We start from the raw sequence: 19,481 nt of genomic DNA, 5'->3' as shown, positions 1-19,481 counted from the left end.
ATCTTTCTGCTACTTTCCTAATAGAGGTGTTACCTGCTTCTCCTTGTGTCCACGATCTTTTGACGCATATCTAGGGAGTAGGGTTTCATTTTTCTCTTTCTTATCACCTCTACTATTGTACCTAATCGTTAAGCAAAGTGCTGTATTAATAGTCAGGGAACTGTAGACATACAATTTAGATATGAGAGTGCTGATAAGTTCTCTAACGGTATGGCTAGGGTCAAAGTGGGCAATAAATATGGATATATAAACAAGACAGGAAGAATGCTTATTCAACCTCAATTTGAATGGGCTGGGAGATTCTCCGATGGCTTAATTCCTATTTTAAATGATGCTCAAAAAGTAGGTTATATAGATCAAAGCGGAAATATAATCATAAATCCTGAATTTGATAAAGCACTTAGCTTCTCGCAAGGGCTTGCAGCAATCAAAATAAATGGGAAATGGGGATATATTGATCGAACAGGTCGCCTGCTTGGTAATCTAGACTTTGATGAAGCCAGCCAACACTGCGAAGGTTTGGCACGAGTCAAAATTGACAAGAGGTGGGGGTATGTTAATCAAAAAGGTCAAATAGTAATTCAATGCCAATTTGATGAAGCTGCTGATTTCTCCGAAGGGATAGCTCAAGTAATAAATTCCAACGAAACTCAGCATATTGACAAAACGGGCGATGTACTATGGTAAGTAGCCCTGTGTTACGGTTCGCCAGCAGGCTAAATCGTCTGTAAAACACTTTACCGTTCTACAAGAATTCAACCACATTCTTACCCCATCACACCCTCAAAAAGTGGGCGACTCCCCAAAACAAGCGCGGTGAATTGGACCCGACTAAGTAGTTGTGCAGAATTAATTACACACTCATATCGCCTGAAAGCTTTACAGCGTCAAGAGTCTTTATGTAATTAATTTGGCCTGATTACTTATAATAGGGCAGCTTCCTCATCGCCGAGCGCCCAAACCCCATATCCCTGACCTTGCGCTGGTCTAAAATCTCCTGGGCCACCACAAAGGCGATATGTGCGATCGACCATTTGTGACCCTCAAACCTTTTAAGGAGAAATGTCTGTTGGCGGATGCAATCCAGCACTAACCCACTGACGCCTGACACTAACAGCAATATTATTGTTTAGTTGTAGTGCTGTGACTGTGGCGCGACCGCAATCTGTAAGTCCAATAATTTCTGTAGCGTCTTCACTCCAAGCAAAATTTTGTGACCATTGTTGAGTGCGCGGATTAAACAACTTAACGTGTTTTTGCGTGACCGGATCGAATGCCTCAGTTTGGGTTCCTTTGTAATTATTGCACAGACTACAAGCCAGCCAGAGATTTTCTTCCTCGTCACTACCGCCAATCGCTTTACGAATAATATGGTCAATTTCCAGAATTCCCAAAACATACATTTGTAAACTGCGACAATAACCGCATCGGTTTTGAGCTTGTGCGCGAACTCTGGATCGCACTTGTTCGGAAATCGCCATTTTCCTTATCCTTTTAATGGTTCGATCAAGCCGCGCCGCACAGCTTCATTTAAGGCTTGAGCTTGTCGCAATAGTCGAGTTTCATATATGTGGATTAATGCCTGCAATTCATCCTGTTCTACAAATGCGATCGTACCGGATTGTTGGCGGTCTAGCAATTCACTCAATCGTTGTTCTTGGACTGGTTGCAGCCGGAGTTGAGTCTGAGTGATTACTTCTGAATCAGACAGTGCTGATACTGGTTTAGCGGTTGGTAAGAGAAAATTTTCCAGAGTTTCTACTAGAATCTCACTCACGGTGCGGTGGCGTTGCAGCGCTAGCAATTCTGCTTGGTGATAGACTTCATCTGGCAGATTTAGGGTTATTTGGGCGGTCATAGGTGCAAAGCTATGAAACTAATATTTATATTATGCCATATTTTACTTAGAGTATTAGACACCTGCCCAAAAGAAATGAAGAAGGCTCTCGCTTGCTAAAAAGACGGCGACTGCGACCAAGAAGAAAACCAAGTGAAATTAGTTTAGTTTTCACTCATCCAGCAACCCGGTTTCTTAAAAAAACCGAGTTTCTTTATTTATAAAATATTAGACAAGCTGGCAAAAATAGGTTTGTACTTCCGTCCTTAAAATTCTCTTCTGTTCTTTTCCTTTGTCTCATAAACGTCTGCGCGGTGCGATCGCCCCTATTTTTTTTGAGACGTATCAACTCAAACTCTTGTCAAGCCTAGCTTTTGGGCTTGCTTGTCACCTGTGGGCCAAATCATCCTATTTACTTATTGACAATTGCTCTTCTCTGTTCAATTGTCAGGGAACGTATATATAAGGTTACAAATTGTATCATAAGCAACAGAAAGTACCCAATGTTTTATGTAGCGCTCTACAATTGAGAAAAGAAACAAGATTAAGAGGCGCGATCCCGATGGATATGAATATGGATATGAATGGAAACCTAGACTGGGAAGAAGCATTTGAGTACCGAGCGGGCTTAACAGTAGAGTTGAAGTCCCAGCCTGGGGTTTTGCATACGATCGCTTACTATGAAGTGATGATGGTACCGCCCATCTGGTTAGAAAATGACCCCCGTCCCCGCTATCCTCACGAAGTGCGAGTCGTTGCCCACCAGCCAACTGTGTCCAATGTTTGCCGGATTTCAGAGAGTCCTGTTTTAGTCGCCTCCTAAGTTTTTTCAGCGGGAAATATTGGCGATGGCATCTAGCTAGCAATCAAACCGATGCAGTGATTTTCGGATTGAGATTGCTTGAGTTTACTTTGTGGCGATCGCTTAAGATATAGATAGTCGCGAAAGTGCGATCGACTCGAATCACTTGACCTGTTAATGTTGCAAGTGAGGAAATAGCCTGATTAAGGTTAGCAGCCATTCTGTGAAATCATCCTCTTCCCTACAGACAATAATTGCAGCATGGTCCGACTGTAAGCTGTGCAGTCTGATAAAATAACGGCGATTTAGAGTTAAAACAGCTCAATTTTCACTGACTGCAAAAGTTAACACTTCTTCGTCAGGAATTTTTTGGTTATCTTTTCCGGCTTTTTGCACTGTCAAAATATTGTGTCCCATCTGGCGCAGCAATTCTACAACATCTCTGGGAAATTGTTCGTCAGTATAAAGACGCGCCATCATTTCAATTCTTGTCATTTTCGCGGATAGCTATTTCAATTGCATCTGGGAAAGCTGCTGCATAAGCCCACGCATTTGCTAAATCAGAAGCAGTTAGTGTGGCATAGTTATATAAGAGTCGAGACTCGTTCATACCCAAACGATGAAAGCTCACCAGTTCCCAAATAGGAATGCGAGTATTTCTCATACAAGCATCACCGCCACAGACACCAAGAGTTTGGCTCATTCCTTGCCAGGTGTTAGCTAAATTTTGCGTTAATTATTAGATAGATAATATGTATTTGCTATTATACGCAATGCCTTTCTCTCTCCTCTCTTCATCTGCGCCCTCTCCGCCCTCTGCGGTTCATAAAAAAGCCCTTTCACAAATGAAATAGCATTATATCTTTTTAACTTCTGGCTAATTCTCTCTTATTCTAAAAATGGCTCACCCTTTTACCCGGAGCTTAAACGAACCTAAAAAACTTTAACACAAAACGAGTCATACCATTTGACATTTTAGATTTTTAAATTGGGAATGACTGAGAACATAAAGCTTTGGATATTGCTTAAAGTTGAATTTTTTTTAATAACTGGTATCAGCCATCAGCAGGCACAAAGTGAAATTAACTTTACCTATAAATCCTTATGGCTTCTACCTTTAGAAGTATCTTTTTGGGGACTGGCACCACACATCCTACCACTCGCAACATATACTACGGCTCAGTGCGGAGTACACAGCCTACAAAAACTATTGTGTAAATCCTATTATGTATTGCTGAATTCCTTGATCCCCGCCAGTAGCGGTCTTTATTGCATCAAAGTCATGCGATGTTTAGCCAGAAATTAATATTGATTTAAACTTTAATGGAGGCATAAACGAGCTAGAATTCAATAGTTTGCGTGGAAGACATGGAGTTTAAAGACAAAATGTCACAAATAACAAATTAATATCGATCGCACTTGTCGATCGCACTTTACAAAACAAGCACAACTTAGGAGTCAATCGCTGATGATGCTAGGAACAACCGAGATCCCGCAATTAAAGCCGCTTTCCGACTCAGAACTACACAAAATGAACGCCTACTGGCGGGCGGCAAACTACCTATCCGTCGGACAAATCTATCTCCTCGACAACCCCCTACTCAAAGAACCCCTCAAAATCGAACACGTCAAACCGAGACTCCTCGGACATTGGGGCACCACTCCAGGCCTCAACTTCATCTACGTTCACCTCAACCGCATCATCAAAGCCCAAGACCTCAACACCATCTACATCGCAGGCCCCGGACACGGCGGGCCGGGCTTGGTCGCGAACACCTATCTTGAAGGCACTTACAGCGAATATTACTCGAACATTTCCGAAGATGAAGAGGGTATCAAACGGCTGTTCAAACAGTTCTCCTTTCCCGGCGGTATCCCCAGCCACGTCGCCCCGGAAACCCCCGGTTCGATTCACGAAGGCGGCGAACTCGGCTACGCCCTCGTCCACGCTTACGGGGCGGCCTTCGATAACCCCGATTTGATAGTGGCGGCCGTTGTCGGCGACGGGGAAGCCGAAAGCGGCCCGCTAGCTGCTAGCTGGCACTCTAACAAGTTTCTCAACCCGGTTCGCGACGGGGCTGTGTTGCCGATTTTGCACTTGAACGGCTACAAAATTGCCAATCCAACTCTGTTGGCCCGCATTCCGCAAGAGGAATTGGAAAGTTTGATGGTCGGTTACGGCTATAAACCTTATTGGGTAGAAGGTTCAGACCCGGAAACCATGCACCAGTTGATGGCTGCAACTCTCGATACCGCGATCGGCGAAATTAAGGCGATTCAGGAAAAAGCCCGGACGGAGGGCTATTCCGGCCGTCCCCAGTGGCCGATGATTGTGATGAAAACTCCCAAAGGCTGGACGGGGCCGAAGGAAGTAGACGGTAAGAAAACAGAGGATTATTGGCGATCGCACCAAGTCCCACTTTCGGAAATGGCTTCTAAGCCGGGACACGTCCAACTCCTGGAAGATTGGATGAAAAGCTATAAGCCGGAAGAACTCTTCGACGAAAATGGCAAGTTAATTCCCGAATTGGCCGAACTCGCACCCAAGGGAGCTCGACGCATGGGGGCAAATCCCCACGCTAACGGCGGCCTGCTGCTGCGAGACTTGAAAATGCCGAAATTTGAAGACTACGCCGTTGACGTGCAAAAACCGGGCACTGTAATGGCAGAAGCAACTCGCGTTTCTGGCCGCTTCCTGCGAGACGTGATGAAACTGAATCAGGAAAACGCCAATTTCCGCATTGTCGGGCCCGACGAGACGGCCTCAAACCGCCTCGATCCGGTGTTTGAACTGACGAACCGGATGTGGGCGGGAGAAATTTTGCCCGAAGACGACCACATCTCCCCCGACGGCCGGGTGATGGAAGTCCTCAGCGAACATATGTGTCAGGGATGGCTGGAAGGCTATTTGCTGACGGGACGCCACGGCTTTTTCTCTTGTTACGAGGCGTTTATTCACATCATCGATTCGATGTTCAACCAACACGCCAAGTGGTTGAAAACTACTCGTCACATTCCTTGGCGCCGGCCGATCGCATCTCTGAATTACCTGCTAACTTCTCACGTTTGGCGACAAGACCACAACGGTTTTTCTCACCAAGATCCGGGTTTTATCGACCACGTAATTAACAAGAAAGCTGAGGTTGTGCGGATTTATTTGCCGCCAGATGCGAACACTTTGCTGTCAGTAACGGATCACTGTCTCCGCAGCCGCCACTATGTCAACGTGATTATTGCAGGGAAGCAGCCGGCCTTGCAGTATTTGGATATGGATTCTGCGATTAAACACTGTACCGCCGGCATCGGCATTTGGGAGTGGGCCAGCAATGATAAAGGCGGCGAACCGGATGTGGTGATGGCTTGCGCGGGTGATGTTCCGACGCTGGAAACTTTGGCTGCTGTTGACATTCTCCGCCGAGATTATCCCGATTTAAAAGTGCGGGTGGTGAATGTGGTGGATTTGATGACGCTGCAACCTGCTAGCGAACATCCCCACGGTTTGTCTGACAAGGATTTTGATACTTTGTTCACGAAAGATAAGCCGGTGATTTTTGCTTTTCACGGCTATCCTTGGCTGATTCACCGCTTGACTTATCGCCGGACGAATCACCCGAATATTCACGTTCGGGGTTACAAGGAAGAGGGAACGACTACGACGCCGTTTGATATGGTGGTGATTAATGACCTCGATCGATTCCATTTAGTTGCAGATGTACTCGATCGCGTTCCGAAACTGGGTTCTGTGGCAGCTTACGGCAAACAAGCTATCCGTGACAAGCTGATCGAACACAGGCACTATATCAACGAACACGGCGATGATATGCCGGAAATCCGCGACTGGAAGTGGCCGCACGCGGGCCCGGTTTCGTCGGAAGCGCCGAAGGAAACGAAAGATCCGACAACGACAGGAGATCAAACCGTGCGATCGGGTGCACCGGGCTAGGTGCGATCGCTTCTCGACCTCTGCGTGAATCCGCGTTAATCTATTGTCATCTGCGGTTAACAAATTCTCTTTTTTTAACCGCAGATACAGGCAGATTAACACAGATTAACGCAGATGAGTTAGATTAATTCAACAGGAGCTGTAATGCTGAAAGAAATAGAAATCCAAAATTTTAGGTGTTTTGAGCAAATCAAAATTTCTGGGTTTGAAAGAGTAAATTTAATCGGCGGTAAAAATAATGCCGGCAAAACAGTCTTGCTAGAAGCACTTTTTCTCAATGTTGTTCCTGACGCTGGCAGTCTAGCAATGCTAAGAGAACTTAGAAGAGAGCCATCAAAAGCCATAGAAGCCATGCCAGATAGAATCTGGGATAACTTATTTTATGGGCTTAAAAAAGAGAGAACCATATTAATTATTGGGACAGATGACAATAATAATACCGATAGATTAGGAATTACACTAGATAGCAACTCATTGAAACATATTATACTTCTTGAATTTATCAGAAACGAAGATTTATCTACTGCGTTTTTCACAGAAGTTTCTGCCAAGCGTTTAACGACTTATGAGCTTTTTCCTAATAATAATGAAGTGCCAATTATTCCCTGTTTTAACAAAACTTCTGGCAATGAGCTCACACAAGCATACGATCGAGCGCGTTTGGATGACAAAGATAGTGAAGTTTTGAAAGCTTTTCAAGTTTTAGACTCTTCTATAGAATCAGTAGAGAGTTTTTCGATTGGAGAACCCACGCTCTACTTGAGAAGAAAAGGCGAACAGCGTTTGCCTTTATCATTGTTTGGAGATGCCATTAACAGAGTTGCAGAAATAATCCTTAAACTGGTAAACAATAAATATAAAATATTGCTAATCGATGAGATAGAAAATGGCATTCACCATACAAGTCAGCCGGAGTTTTGGAGAGTGTTATTTCGGTTAGCGGTTGAACTGGATACCCAGATTTTTGCTACAACGCACAGTTTAGAGATGCTTGAAGCATTTGCTGAGGTGGGTTTAGAACAAACTAAGGAATGCAGCAGCGCATATTTTGAACTAGCAAGGAAACTCAAAACAAATCAAATAATCGGAATCAGGCGCGATTTGGAAACTTTGAATTACGCACTAGAACATCAAAAAGGAGTGAGAGGTGAGTAAGATTGTCATAGTAGAAAGTAAAAATGATGCAATTTTTATGCAGGCAATGGTTGAGAAACTAAACTGCGATATCGAGGTAGGATCACCTATTTATATAGATGATTATGAAAGTTTGGAAGGCTTGAGCGAAACCAAGTTAATAACTACGTTAAAAGATGTAGAAGCGGATCTTCAAAAAAGAGATATAGAAAAAATTGGAATTATTATTGATATTGACAACTATTCCGAGCCAGAGCGGCTGGAATTCGTAAATAAATGTATAAAACAGGTGTTTGAAGCTGAAACTTTATCAAGCACTAAACAATTTATCGATATTTCTGGAGATAATGGAACAAAGGCAAAATTAGCTTGTTACTTTACGAATTTTGAAGGTCAAGGCGAACTGGAAACGCTTTTAAAGGCAATAAAGGCGAGAGAATCTCCTCATGCTGATTGTTTGTATAGTTGGAAAACTTGCATAGAAAGCAAGGGAAAGAAAATCAAGCAGAAAGATTTTGATAAATTCTGGGTTAACACCTATGTGAGGTTGGATACTTGCTCAAATCAGGATCGGAAACAAGCTGAAAAAAAATGCAGTATGTTACATTTTAATTATGTTATGGAACGCAAAAAAGATATTTGGGATTGGGATAATCCTGCACTCAATGATTTGAAGGAGTTTTTTACACTCTTTTGCTAATATAGTAAAATTCACACAAAATTAACTCATGAGCTTAAAAATCTACTTTCTACGACACGGTGAAACGACTTACAGCCAAACAGGCGGCTTCTGCGGTGCGATCGACCCAGAATTAACGCCCGAAGGTTCTCAAATGGCAGAACAGTTTGCCGCCACTTACGCAAAATTGCCTTGGAATGCTGTTTATGTCAGTCCGATGAAACGCACAATTGCTACTGCAAAACCTTTGTGCGATGCTGTGGGAATTGAAATGCAGCTTCGCGACGGACTGAGGGAAATTAAGTACGGTGATTGGGAAGGCAAAACAGTAGAAGAGGTCAAAAAAGAATACGAAGAAGATTATATTAACTGGCTGACTGAACCTGCTTGGAATGCACCGACGAATGGCGGCGAAACTTCCGTGGAAATTGCTAGCCGATCGTCCTTAGTTATCGCAGAAATTCAGGAAAAGTACAAGACTGGTAATGTTTTGGTTGTCTCGCACAAGGCGACTATTAGAATTATTCTGTGCAGTTTGTTGGGGATCGATTTGGGACGTTATCGCTATCGCATTGCCGCTTTAGCAGCTTCTGTCAGTATTGTTAAGTTTGACGTGCGCGGGCCGCTGCTGGAGGTTTTGGGCGATCGATCGTACATGGATGAAACTCTCCGCAATTTACCCGGTACTTGAAATTGCGGGTAAGGTGCGGGGGCGCACCCTACAGTCTGAAACTAAATCGCGCCTATGTAAGACAATCCTAAAATCGTACCCGTTCCCAAAATATGACCGAAGCAGAGACTTCCCACAAGTGCACCCAAGCTCAAGCCGCCGACCAAACCCGATGAGGGCGCGGCTGGGCCTGTGTGAGGCTTTTGAATGGTTGATCTGCCGATCGCAATAGCTAAAATATTGCAAAGAATCATAATCAAACCGGTCGTGGGGCTCCACTCTACGGTTCTGGCGACAGTGGCAAGTAAAATTGGTGTAAACATCGATCGGCTCCTTAAACTTTAGTAAATGAAAATCTGCAGAGAAGATATATCAAAAAAATGCAACTGTTAGCTACAGATTGCATTAACAGTTAATTTTTCGACATTTTTCTTAATATTTTTCCCTGAGTCTCAAGATTTTTTAGTCCCCCTCTGCAGGGACGAAAGTTTGACAAAACGCGATTTCAATCGCCTAGCGATCGAAAGAACGAATCAACAGGACATAATAAAGCATGAAAATACTGGTGTTAAATGCGGGTTCTAGCAGTCAAAAGAGCTGTCTTTACGAGTTAAACGATGTCCTGCCCGATCGACCTTTGCAACCCCTCTGGGAGGCTCAAATTGATTGGACTCACCAGCAGGGTATAGCAGAGTTGAAAGTCAAAACAGCAAAGGGCGATCGGCTTGAGGAGGAGTTTGCATCCGAGTCTCGCCAAGATGCTATTTCTCGAATGCTGGACACTCTTTGGAGGGGAAGAACTCAAACTATTAATGATTTAAAGGAGATTGATATTGTCGGCCACCGCGTCGTACACGGCGGGGAAGATTATCAGCAAAGTACGTTAATTTCGCCGGATGTTAAAAAGGCGATCGCCCGTTTATCTGTTTTCGCCCCCGTACACAATCCGGTCAACCTCGAAGGTATCGAAACGATTGAAAAAATCCTCGAAAAAGTGCCGCAAGTAGCAGTATTTGATACAGCTTTTCACGCACAATTGCCGCCCGCAGCCTTTGTGTATCCCGGCCCCTATGAATGGCTGGAAAATGGGATTCGGCGTTACGGTTTTCACGGGATTAGCCATCAATATTGCGCGCGTCGGGCCGCCGACATTCTGGGTAAAAATTTGGCAGATTTGCGGTTGATTAGCTGTCATTTGGGCAACGGATGTTCTCTGGCAGCCATTCGCGGTGGCTGGAGTGTTGACACGACGATGGGATTTACGCCTTTGGAAGGTTTGATGATGGGAAGTCGATCGGGTTCGATCGATCCTGGGATTATAATTCATTTGTTAAGGCAAGAAGATTTAACTTCTGAAAAATTAGATAATATTCTCAATCGTAATTCTGGTTTAAAAGGGATTTCTGGGGTATCTAGCGATATGCGGCAGATTGGAGATGCGATCGCCCAAGGTAATGAGAGAGCTCAACTTGCTTTGGATATTTACATTCACCGTTTGCGCACTGGAATTGGGGCAATGCTGGCGAGTTTGGGAGGGTTGGATGCTTTGATTTTTACGGCGGGAGTTGGGGAAAATTCTGCTGTTGTGCGCTCGGCTGCTTGCGAAGCTTTTGGATTTATGGGTTTAAAATTGGATGGGGAGAAGAACCAACAGTCGCCAGTGGATGAAGATATTGCGGCAGTGGATTCAGCGGTGAGAATTTTGGTCATTCACACGCAGGAGGATTGGGAAATTGCGCGAGAATGCTGGAAACTTTATCACTAACTTATTTTATGAATTCCTTCAACAGCGATGGCAGATTAGCTTCGCCGAAGCGTCAACAATTACAGACGGTGCAACCGGAATTAATCTAATTCATCTGCGTTAATCTGTGTTTATCTGCCCTCATCGGCAGTTAAAAAAAGAGAATGTATTTACCGCTCTGGACAAGGGATTGACGCTGATTTACGCAGATAAACAGAGGTAGAGAGGTTTGTTCTTCAATTTTCCCTGAAACATCATTACTCTTTCAGCCATGCTGTGGGTTGATGGTGCGCCGATTACAAAACTTGCCTGGGGGCGATCGGAATTTCAATAATAAACTCGCTCCCCTCTCCAGGTGCAGAAACGCAAGTCAATTTTCCGCCGTGAGAACTAACCACAATCGAGTGAGAAATAGACAATCCCAAACCAGTTCCCGAACCCACGGGTTTAGTTGTAAAAAATGGATCGAATATCTTGTGCAGCACCTCAGTGCTCATCCCCGGCCCGCTGTCGGCAATTCTAATTATGACAGAATTCCTGTCAGTCACCTCTGTAGAAATTGTAATAGCAAGCTGTTGATGAGATTTTTCCGGGTGATCTCTTGCTACGAGGAGAGCATCGATCGCATTGCTGAGAATATTCATAAACACCTGATTGAGTTGTCCGGCGTAGCATTCCACCAGGGGTAGGGAACCGTAGTCTTGAATCACCTTAATAGACGGTCGTTCCGGTCTATCTTTGAGGCGGTGTTGCAAAATCAGTAGGGTGCTGTTAATACCCTCATGGATATCCACTGGTTTAAAGTCTGCTTCGTCCATCCGCGAAAAGTTTCGTAGTGATAGGACAATTTGGCGGATGCGATCGGTACCCATTTTCATCGAAGACAGCATTTTTGGCAGGTCTTCTTGCAAGAACTCCAGGTCGATTTCTTCGGCTGCGATTTGAATTTCGTCAGCAGGGTTAGGATAGTGCTGTCTATAAAGCTCCACGAACTCTAACAAATCTTGGGTGTATTGCTGTGTATGGACGAGGTTGCCGTGAATGAAGTTGACCGGGTTGTTAATTTCGTGGGCGACTCCCGCAACCAGTTGCCCCAAACTAGACATTTTTTCGCTCTGAATTATCTGTGATTGGGTGCGTTGCAACTCACTTAGGGCGTTTTTGAGTTCAACGGTGCGGTCTTCCACCCGGTCTTCTAATTCTGCATTACTTTTTTCTAAGGCGGTAAACGATTCGCGCAGTTGTCTTGCCATGTGGTTAAAGGAGTTGGCAAGGGCGTTGAGTTCTTGAATACGGCTGTCTTCTACAGCTTGGTCGAAGTTGCCAGATGTTATTGCCTCACTCGCCCGATTCAGTCGCAGAATCGGACGCGCAATCCAGCCGGAGGTGAGAACGCCCATCCCACAAGCTACCCCCAATGCTGCTAAGCAGAGCAAGATTGTGGTGCGAGTATTGGCATCAATCTGTGCCATGAACTCGCTTTCTGGCACACTCACCACCACTAACCAATCCAATCCATATTGGTCGCGCCAGGGAGTGACTTGCACATAGTAGAGTTCTCCCTGAAAATCAAGTCGGAGATCGGTGTTTCCAGAAATGGATTGAAACCCTTTGAAGCGTTGCTGGATTTGTTTGGCAATTCCCTGCACGATGGGATTGGGACTGTCGATCGCCTTCAAACGCCGAATCTCGTCTTTGACGGTGGTAAAGGGTTGTTCTTTTGCAGAATTTGCGATCAACAGCCCATTTCGTTCCATGATGAAAACCTGCCCTGAGCTACTGACATCTATATTCCGTAAGAAATCGCTCAGTTTCAACAGATGGATATCGACTCCAACCATTCCTAGCAAGCGATTATTTGCGTCATAGATGGGGCGACCAGCGGAGGCAGCGATGTAGGGATGATTGGGATAATTTACGGTGACGATCCGCGACCAGATGGGTTTACCTGCTTTCATTGGTTCGGTGTACCAGGGTTCTTGCAAGTTGTCCCAATCATAAATAGTCACGACGTGAGTGCGATCGCCTTTGTTATCGGTGGCATAGTTGGTGACATTATTCGGCGGTTTGGGACTCCAATCATCAATCACTACGGTTCTGGGGTCGTAGCGTGCGGCTCCTACTCCCTCACCCGTGGTCAGTCCAATGCCGATGTAATTCAGGTCATAGGCCTGCATTTGGTGCCAGAAATACTTACCGAGGGTTTGGCGATCGCGCACATCTAGCAATCCCATCCGAATCGCATCGGCGTTAATCTGAATCACTTGATGTGGAATAGATAAATAAGCCTCCAGATGTTGATTCACCGAAATTCTGGTTCGATCCATCAACTGATTCGCCAGGTCGTTTACCGCTTTCTGTCCATTTTTGAACGACAAATATCCCACCAGACCGACCGCTCCAAAGATTTGCAAAACAAATGGCACGATCAGTATGAGCTGCAATGGGATCGCCTGAGTTTTGCCGAAGTGACGTATCTTCATGATCGGAAATTACTTTTATTTTAGTATGATCTACTATCTAGAGTTCGATCGTGAAGATACACACAATATTTACTTTTTTAATGAAAAATATGATACTTTTTATGCTTTATCGGAGCCTTCCCACCTCGTCGCGATGAAAAGCCCTCAGTGCCGCTGCAAAAGGGCGATAGCCCTTTTGTCGAAACCCGATGGCTCGACTTGGCGACAGAGTTTTCGCCGAGTTTAAATTGCGAATTCAAAGTTTAGTAAACGCAATGCGTGGCCGAATTGTTAAGGGTTGCTAACTGGATTTGATTTGGGGATTTGGGTTGATGGTAGCGCCGATTACAAAACTTGCCTGGGGGCGATCGGAATTTCAATAATAAACTCGCTCCCGTCTCCAGGTGCAGAAACGCAAGTCAATTTTCCGCCATGAGAACTAACCACAATCGAGTGAGAAATAGACAATCCCAAACCAGTTCCCGAACCCACGGGCTTAGTTGTAAAAAATGGATCGAATATCTTGTGCAGCACCTCAGTGCTCATCCCTGGCCCGCTGTCGGCAATCTTAATTATGGCAGAATTCCTATCAGTCACCTCTGTAGAAATTGTAATCGTAGGCTGTTGATGAGAGTTTTCCGGGGCATCTCTTGCGACGAGGAGAGCATCGATCGCATTTGTCAAAATATTCATAAATACCTGATTCAACTGAGACGCATAACAAGTAATTAGGGGTAGCGTGCTGTAATTTTTAATCACCTCAATTCCCAAACGCCCGCCCTCTTTTCTCAGGCGCGGTTGCAGCAACATCACCGTACTGTCGATGCCTTGATGGATATCTACCGACTTCATTTGCGCTTCGTCGAGGCGCGAGAAATTCCGCAAGCTCAGCACAATATCCCGGATTCTTTCCGCTCCTACTTTCATGGAATCCAGCAGCTTTTGCAAATCCTCGCTCAAAAATTCCAGCTCAATTGTTTCTATTTCTTCTAGAATTTCATCAGCAGGTTCTGGATAGTGCTGCTGGTAAAGCTCAATCAATTTTAGCAAGTCTTTAACGTATTCGCTAGCCGGATTAAGGTTGCCGTAGATAAAACTTACAGGATTATTAATTTCGTGAGCTACACCAGCGACCATTTGCCCCAAACTCGACATTTTTTCTGTTTGGATTAATTGAGCTTGAGTTAGTTTAAGTTCGCGCAAAGTTTGTTCTAAACGCTCGTTCTTTTCATTTAACTCCTGCGTCCGCTCTTGCACTTTCTGTTCAACCGAATTATAAAGTAGAGCATTTTCCAAAGAAATAGCAACTTGGGAAGAAAGCAACCTTAAAACTTCCAATCTGTGGGGAGTAAATGCTCCGACAGTCAAATTATTTTCTAAATAAAGAATGCCGATCAGTTTGCCTTGATTGATGATGGGAGTACACAAAATAGATTGCAGTTGGTGTTTAGCGATGTAAGGATCTGCTGTGAATAGTCCCTCACCCGCCGCATTGCTCAACACCAAATCCGAGCGAGTCCTTTCCACATAATTAATCACCGTCACAGGTAAATCATGATAGTCTCCAACAGGCGTAAATTGCAGCACAGCTACATCTTCAGTAAATACTGACGCTTTAGCTGAAATCAACAGTTGACCATCTCTAACTAAAATCAGAAAACCTAATTGAGCACCCGCATTTTCTAAGGAGATTCTCATCAGAGAAGCCAGCAACTTATCGAGGACAATTTCGCTAGAAATCGCCAGAGATGCTTTCATTACCGTTGCCAAATCCAGCACTCTCGCATCGCTGCCAGTAGAAGTATGAATAGTTGTGGTAGTTTGATTGTTGTTAAAACTTCCGTTGAGCGGCGTCATTTCCCGCAACTGCGGATACTTCTGTTCTAAATCTTCTACTTTGCGAACTGCACCCCAGCGCAAGTAGCACGAGTGAGCTTCGCGCAAGTGGATTTTGGCATATTGATACTTGCCTTTACTCAACCAAAACTTAGCTGCTAGTTCATTAGCTAGTGCTTCATTTTGAACAAATTCATTGTCTTGGGCTAAATTTATAGAGAAATCGTACAGTTCTACAGCTTCAGAATCTTTCTTGGAAATTCGGGCTATTTCTGCTTGTACTAAAAGATACTTGTGCAGAAAATTTTCGGCACAGTTATCTGACCAAATTTTCATCTGTTTTTGGTTTTCCTCTAACTTTTCCAAGTATTCCTTTTGCTTCTCTTCTGAAACATTTGGGAAAACGGCGGCTAAAGTTAGAGAAAAGAAAAAATTCCATTCGGTAGCGGGTATCGCTCCGGTAATAAAAGATAGCTGTTTTTCTACTTCAAAAGCTAGTTGTAGCGCTTCGTTGAAGTTACCGTACCAGTACATTACCTGGCATTTGCGAATCTGATAAAGGCAGAGCGAGTACAAATTTTGATGAGCTTGACAGTTGTGTACGTATTCAGCTTCGCTGATATCTTCGCTTTCAAATACAAACTTTTCAGGAGTTAGTTTGCTCAAGTTACGCAGGATTAACTCTACCCCTAATAATATATCGGTTACGAGCTGATTTTTGGTTTTTTGGCTGAACTGCAAATATCTGCTCGTGTCTGCAAGAATTTGCGAGATTTCTTTACCTTGAAAAAATGAGTTAGCTATGCGGTTGGACAGGATATAACCCGCATACTCTAAATCTCCAGATTCTAAAGCTGCTTGATATCCTTCATTGCTGATTGCGTGGGAATCTTTGATGTGATTGAACCAGTAATAAAAAATACTGACCAGGGATGAACAAGCTCTGCACTTCAAGCCGATATTGCCAGATTTTTCGCTGAGATTCAGCGAGAGCAAGCCGAATTGATACGCAGCTTTGTAATCTCCCGAAACTGCGTTTAAGAACATACCGTAGCCAGCATAGCAAAGAGAGGCTTCGGGTACTAAACCGTATTGTAGAGAAAGATTGACTCCTTTTAAAACGCTAACTTTCCACAAGTCTGGATTTTTGAGGTACGCCGATGTCAGCAAGTTGGTAATTAATTTGACTGCAACTTTTTTGTCGGGTACAGTCATTTCGGGGGCGTCAATTAGGGAAGCTATTTCTCTACCTGCTAAAATATTTGTAGCTGCTGCAAATTCTTCGGATATGACTTTTTGTAGCCCGTCTAGCGGCAAGTCAATGCCTAGCAAGTCCAAAGCTTGGATTCCGGCTTTAACGGCTTCTTCGTACTTCGCCCGCAGGGTGTACTGCACGATCAGCAGGTTGTAAATTTCTACCTTTTCTAAGGGCGATCGCGCTTTTTCCAGAGTTATATTAATAAATTCTTCAGACTTCTCGAAATAACCGTTTAAATACTCAACATTTGCCCGCTCCATGTGCAAGGCAAAGGCTAAATCGTAGTGGGCATCCCAAATATCGGCGCTCAAACCGTCCATGCCTGCGGTCAAATACTGCAAGGCAGCAACATAAGCAGTGGCATCTTTGGCTCTGCGGGCCGCGTCTAAATTGAGCGTTGCCAGTTCAATTAATTCTCGATCGTCTTTAATTAGCGATCGAGCCACATTCAAGTGATCGACTAATTCAAAGATTCTGTCAGCGCGATATTCCGCCGGGGTGTTTTCTAGGATTTGCCTGCCTATTTTCAGGTGAACTGCCTTTTTTTGCGAGTCGTCGATCAGAGCGTAAGCTGCTTGCTGTACGCGATCGTGCAAAAATTTATAATTCAGAATTAATAGCGGAAACAGCACGTAATCTAATGACTTGCTTTCCAATTCCGAAGTTGGCAGAATCAGTCCTGACTTAATGGCGGGCAACAGGTGAGAAAAAGTTTCCGAGGCTTCTTTTTCATGAATTAAAGAAAGAGTATTCAAGTCAAATTCGTTCCCCAAACAAGCCACTAAACGCAAAACTTGCTGCGTTGAACTTGGCAGTTTTCTCAATTTTTGTACCATCAAATCTACTACATTGTCAGTGATAGCGCACTGCTCAATTTGAGTCATATCCCAATGCCAGCCGCCCTTGCTCCCCGACTGTGGCGGGTGAAAAACTAGCAGGTTTTCTTGATACAATGTTTGCAGAAATTGATTTACAAAAAAAGGATTGCCGTCTGTTTTGCTAATTACTAATTCAGCTAACGGTTTCACAGATTCTCGATCGCTGTGCAAAGTCTCGGCAATCAAATGAGTTATGTTTTCCACCCCCAGCGGTGACAAAGCAATCTGATTAATGATAGCTTCCTGATTTCGCAGTGTCTCCACTGTCATCATTAAAGGATGAGTAGGACTAACTTCATTATCCCGATAAGCACCAATTAAAAACAGATATTGCGTAGCTTCATCTGTCATCATCAATTCGATCAGCTTGAGAGTAGCCGAATCAGCCCACTGCAAATCGTCGAGAAAAATGACCAGCGGATGTTCTGGCTGGCAAAATACGCGAATGAAATTTTGAAATACTAAATTAAAGCGGTTCAGAGATTCCGTCGGCCCCAATTCAGCTACAGGAGACTGAGCTCCGACAATTAGTTCAACTTCGGGAATAACATCAATAATAATTTGTCCGTTTTGACCGAAGGAACTGCGGAGTTTTTCCCGCCAAACTGCTAATTGAGCCTCACTTTCAGTTAACAGTTGCCGCACCAATTCCGAAAAAGCGCTGACAACGGCAGAGTAAGGAATAGTTCGCTTGTACTGGTCAAACTTTCCCCAAATAAAATATCCACGCCTGCGGGTAATGGGTTTGTCTAAAATCTTCACCATTGCAGATTTGCCAATACCGGAATAACCGGCAATCAGCATCATCTCGCTGCGGGATTTATGCTGTCCTCTCGCCAGGACTGACAAGGGACTTTCTTTTTTCGATTTGCTCTCTTTTTTGATGACAGAAATTTGAGAATCGTCGCTGCGGTAGCCTCGATTATTTGTTGCTGCTACCCGTTCAAATGCCGCTAAAAGAGTTTCAACTTCTCGCTGTCTGCCGTAAAGTTTTTGAGGTATTTGAAATTTGTCGGAAATATCTTGGCGGCCGAGAGGAAACTCAGAAACAACCCCAGATGTTTGCCACTGAAACAGGCATGATTCCAAATCTGCTTTTAGTCCCCAAGCACTTTGATAGCGCTCTTCAGGAGTTTTTGCTAACAATTTCATCACAATATCTGAAACAGTTTGAGGAATCTCTGGGGCAATTTCAGCGAGAGGTACTGGCTGTTTGGCAATGTGACAGTGAACTAACTCCATGGGATCTGTAGTGGAAAAAGGGAGTTGTCCTGCCAGGATTTCATAGAAGGTCACGCCGAGCGAATAAAAGTCGGTGCGGTAATCGACTACCCGGTTCATTCTGCCGGTTTGTTCGGGCGACATATAGGCTAAAGTGCCTTCTAGAAAATTGGGATTTTTAGTCGGAACATTTTCCAGGTTGGATGCAGTTGAAATGCTAAAGTCTATTAGTTTTACTTGTCCTGTAGCAGGATTAAAAACTATATTAGAAGGGTTTATATCTTTATGAATTACATTTTTCCCATGAATTTCTCCCAAAGTTTCAGCAACTTTGATTGCCGTAGTCAGAAATCCTAAAATGGTAAACTTTTGAGAACCCATAAATATTTTTAAAGATTCCCCGCCAAAATCTTCTAAGATCATTGCCAGACTATTTCTAACCTGTTGCAACTTATACACTTTCACAACTCCGTCCAACAGGCTTAAGTTGGCAGTGATCTCATATTCGCGCTTGTATCTATTCAGTTCTTCAGGAGTCGGATAGTCTTCTTTGATAAGTTTGATAATAACAGGTTGGTTGTTCTGCTCGTTGTGGCCGCGGTAAACCAGGGAAGTGCTGCTTTCATAAATGAGAGCGAGAACTGCAACGCCGGGAATTGCCATCATAGTTGGGTTCTCTCAAATTAGGTGTGCTTGGTCAATGTTACAGGACTGACGCGCGGCGGGCTAGAAACCCGGTTCCTTCGTTGCTAGTCGTTGACAAACCCAAGATTTTATCGTGTAAATCGGGTTTCTTTTCGTAAATCCTATGTTATTCTTCATTATCGCTCAAGAGCTATCTTTTGGGATGTGTGGGTAGGCAGGCCTTGACAGCAAAGAGCTACTGCTGACAAAAGCACGCTGGGGCTTTCGTCACCTCAGCAGTTAGGTAAACAAAATCACAAATACAGGATTTGTGCAAAGATTTACTCTAATGCTCGATCGCCATGCTGACAACTAAATCCTCTCAGATTCCAA

Annotated in this window: 15 protein-coding genes; 7 read left to right on the top strand and 8 right to left on the bottom strand. The window is 44.1% G+C overall.

Annotated elements, in window-relative coordinates:
- Positions 1-144: 144 nt before the first annotated feature.
- Entirely contained in the window at positions 145-687 is a 543-nt protein-coding gene (locus tag QUA23_RS03205; RefSeq protein WP_333073162.1) for a WG repeat-containing protein, read from the top strand.
- Positions 688-1,052: 365 nt separating this feature from the next.
- Here QUA23_RS03205 and QUA23_RS03200 read toward each other — a convergent pair whose 3' ends face one another.
- Positions 1,053-1,481 carry an HNH endonuclease signature motif containing protein gene (locus QUA23_RS03200; protein ID WP_333073146.1) on the bottom strand — a complete coding sequence of 143 codons (429 nt, stop codon included), beginning with the start codon at positions 1,479-1,481 and terminating at the stop codon, positions 1,053-1,055.
- Between the two features lie 5 nt (positions 1,482-1,486).
- Positions 1,487-1,858, bottom strand: a complete 372-nt coding sequence (locus QUA23_RS03195) for a hypothetical protein (RefSeq protein ID WP_333073144.1) — start codon at positions 1,856-1,858, stop codon at positions 1,487-1,489.
- Positions 1,859-2,417: 559 nt separating this feature from the next.
- Here QUA23_RS03195 and QUA23_RS03190 point away from each other — a divergent pair.
- Positions 2,418-2,660: a hypothetical protein gene (locus QUA23_RS03190; protein WP_333041742.1), complete on the top strand. Its 243-nt coding sequence runs from the start codon at positions 2,418-2,420 to the stop codon at positions 2,658-2,660.
- Between the two features lie 43 nt (positions 2,661-2,703).
- On the opposite strand, the gene QUA23_RS03185 is transcribed toward QUA23_RS03190, so the two are convergent.
- The 3 genes from QUA23_RS03185 to QUA23_RS03175 form a co-directional block, all read right to left on the bottom strand.
- Positions 2,704-2,859 (bottom strand): hypothetical protein, encoded by a 156-nt coding sequence (locus QUA23_RS03185; protein ID WP_333073143.1) that lies wholly within the window; start codon positions 2,857-2,859, stop codon positions 2,704-2,706.
- Positions 2,860-2,960: 101 nt separating this feature from the next.
- Positions 2,961-3,134, bottom strand: coding sequence for a DUF5615 family PIN-like protein (locus tag QUA23_RS03180; RefSeq protein WP_333073141.1), 174 nt, complete (start codon positions 3,132-3,134; stop codon positions 2,961-2,963).
- Entirely contained in the window at positions 3,121-3,342 is a 222-nt protein-coding gene (locus tag QUA23_RS03175) for a DUF433 domain-containing protein (protein ID WP_333073140.1), read from the bottom strand. Before QUA23_RS03175 ends, QUA23_RS03180 begins: the two co-directional genes overlap by 14 nt.
- A 765-nt stretch (positions 3,343-4,107) precedes the next feature.
- On the opposite strand from QUA23_RS03175, the gene QUA23_RS03170 reads away from it, so the two are divergent.
- The 4 genes from QUA23_RS03170 (at position 4,108) to QUA23_RS03155 (ending at position 9,086) form a co-directional block, all read left to right on the top strand.
- Positions 4,108-6,582 (top strand): phosphoketolase family protein, encoded by a 2,475-nt coding sequence (locus QUA23_RS03170; protein ID WP_333073138.1) that lies wholly within the window; start codon positions 4,108-4,110, stop codon positions 6,580-6,582.
- Between the two features lie 144 nt (positions 6,583-6,726).
- Positions 6,727-7,737 carry an AAA family ATPase gene (locus tag QUA23_RS03165; RefSeq protein WP_333073137.1) on the top strand — a complete coding sequence of 337 codons (1,011 nt, stop codon included), beginning with the start codon at positions 6,727-6,729 and terminating at the stop codon, positions 7,735-7,737.
- Entirely contained in the window at positions 7,730-8,416 is a 687-nt protein-coding gene (locus tag QUA23_RS03160; protein WP_333073136.1) for a DUF3226 domain-containing protein, read from the top strand. The genes QUA23_RS03165 and QUA23_RS03160 overlap by 8 nt, the downstream gene beginning before the upstream one ends.
- Before the next feature lie 28 nt (positions 8,417-8,444).
- On the top strand, positions 8,445-9,086 hold the full coding sequence (locus tag QUA23_RS03155; protein ID WP_333073135.1) for a histidine phosphatase family protein: 642 nt from the start codon (positions 8,445-8,447) through the stop codon (positions 9,084-9,086).
- A gap of 41 nt (positions 9,087-9,127) precedes the next feature.
- On the opposite strand, the gene psaK is transcribed toward QUA23_RS03155, so the two are convergent.
- Positions 9,128-9,388: a photosystem I reaction center subunit PsaK gene (gene psaK / locus QUA23_RS03150; RefSeq protein WP_333050587.1), complete on the bottom strand. Its 261-nt coding sequence runs from the start codon at positions 9,386-9,388 to the stop codon at positions 9,128-9,130.
- Positions 9,389-9,618: 230 nt separating this feature from the next.
- Here psaK and QUA23_RS03145 point away from each other — a divergent pair, with 230 nt between their 5' ends.
- The gene (locus tag QUA23_RS03145) at positions 9,619-10,830 is read left to right on the top strand and encodes an acetate kinase (protein ID WP_333073134.1); all 1,212 of its coding nucleotides are present in this window, start codon (positions 9,619-9,621) and stop codon (positions 10,828-10,830) included.
- A 275-nt stretch (positions 10,831-11,105) separates the two neighbouring features.
- Here the strand turns inward: QUA23_RS03145 and QUA23_RS03140 are convergent, their stop codons facing one another.
- Together QUA23_RS03140 and QUA23_RS03135 are read right to left on the bottom strand one after the other, a co-directional pair.
- Positions 11,106-13,292 carry an ATP-binding protein gene (locus QUA23_RS03140; RefSeq protein ID WP_333073133.1) on the bottom strand — a complete coding sequence of 729 codons (2,187 nt, stop codon included), beginning with the start codon at positions 13,290-13,292 and terminating at the stop codon, positions 11,106-11,108.
- Positions 13,293-13,616: 324 nt separating this feature from the next.
- Entirely contained in the window at positions 13,617-19,130 is a 5,514-nt protein-coding gene (locus QUA23_RS03135) for an AAA family ATPase (RefSeq protein ID WP_333073131.1), read from the bottom strand.
- Between the last annotated feature and the right edge of the window lie 351 nt (positions 19,131-19,481).

Origin of the sequence: Microcoleus sp. Pol1C5, assembly GCF_036701115.1 — a bacterium.
In the GTDB taxonomy this organism is placed as follows: domain Bacteria; phylum Cyanobacteriota; class Cyanobacteriia; order Cyanobacteriales; family Microcoleaceae; genus Microcoleus.
Note: the sequence above shows the minus strand (reverse complement) of the source record. Positions and strands in the feature narration are given on the sequence as shown.

Excerpts from the sequence above, each read along its gene's own strand:
- QUA23_RS03200 (WP_333073146.1), bottom strand. The coding sequence starts at position 1,481 with ATGGCGATTTCCGAACAAGTGCGATCCAGAGTTCGCGCACAAGCTCAA.
- QUA23_RS03195 (WP_333073144.1), bottom strand. The coding sequence starts at position 1,858 with ATGACCGCCCAAATAACCCTAAATCTGCCAGATGAAGTCTATCACCAA.
- QUA23_RS03190 (WP_333041742.1), top strand. The coding sequence starts at position 2,418 with ATGAATGGAAACCTAGACTGGGAAGAAGCATTTGAGTACCGAGCGGGC.
- QUA23_RS03185 (WP_333073143.1), bottom strand. The coding sequence starts at position 2,859 with ATGGCTGCTAACCTTAATCAGGCTATTTCCTCACTTGCAACATTAACA.
- QUA23_RS03180 (WP_333073141.1), bottom strand. The coding sequence starts at position 3,134 with ATGACAAGAATTGAAATGATGGCGCGTCTTTATACTGACGAACAATTT.
- QUA23_RS03175 (WP_333073140.1), bottom strand. The coding sequence starts at position 3,342 with ATGAGCCAAACTCTTGGTGTCTGTGGCGGTGATGCTTGTATGAGAAAT.
- QUA23_RS03170 (WP_333073138.1), top strand. The coding sequence starts at position 4,108 with ATGATGCTAGGAACAACCGAGATCCCGCAATTAAAGCCGCTTTCCGAC.
- QUA23_RS03165 (WP_333073137.1), top strand. The coding sequence starts at position 6,727 with ATGCTGAAAGAAATAGAAATCCAAAATTTTAGGTGTTTTGAGCAAATC.
- QUA23_RS03155 (WP_333073135.1), top strand. The coding sequence starts at position 8,445 with ATGAGCTTAAAAATCTACTTTCTACGACACGGTGAAACGACTTACAGC.
- psaK (WP_333050587.1), bottom strand. The coding sequence starts at position 9,388 with ATGTTTACACCAATTTTACTTGCCACTGTCGCCAGAACCGTAGAGTGG.
- QUA23_RS03145 (WP_333073134.1), top strand. The coding sequence starts at position 9,619 with ATGAAAATACTGGTGTTAAATGCGGGTTCTAGCAGTCAAAAGAGCTGT.
- QUA23_RS03140 (WP_333073133.1), bottom strand. The coding sequence starts at position 13,292 with ATGAAGATACGTCACTTCGGCAAAACTCAGGCGATCCCATTGCAGCTC.
- QUA23_RS03135 (WP_333073131.1), bottom strand. The coding sequence starts at position 19,130 with ATGATGGCAATTCCCGGCGTTGCAGTTCTCGCTCTCATTTATGAAAGC.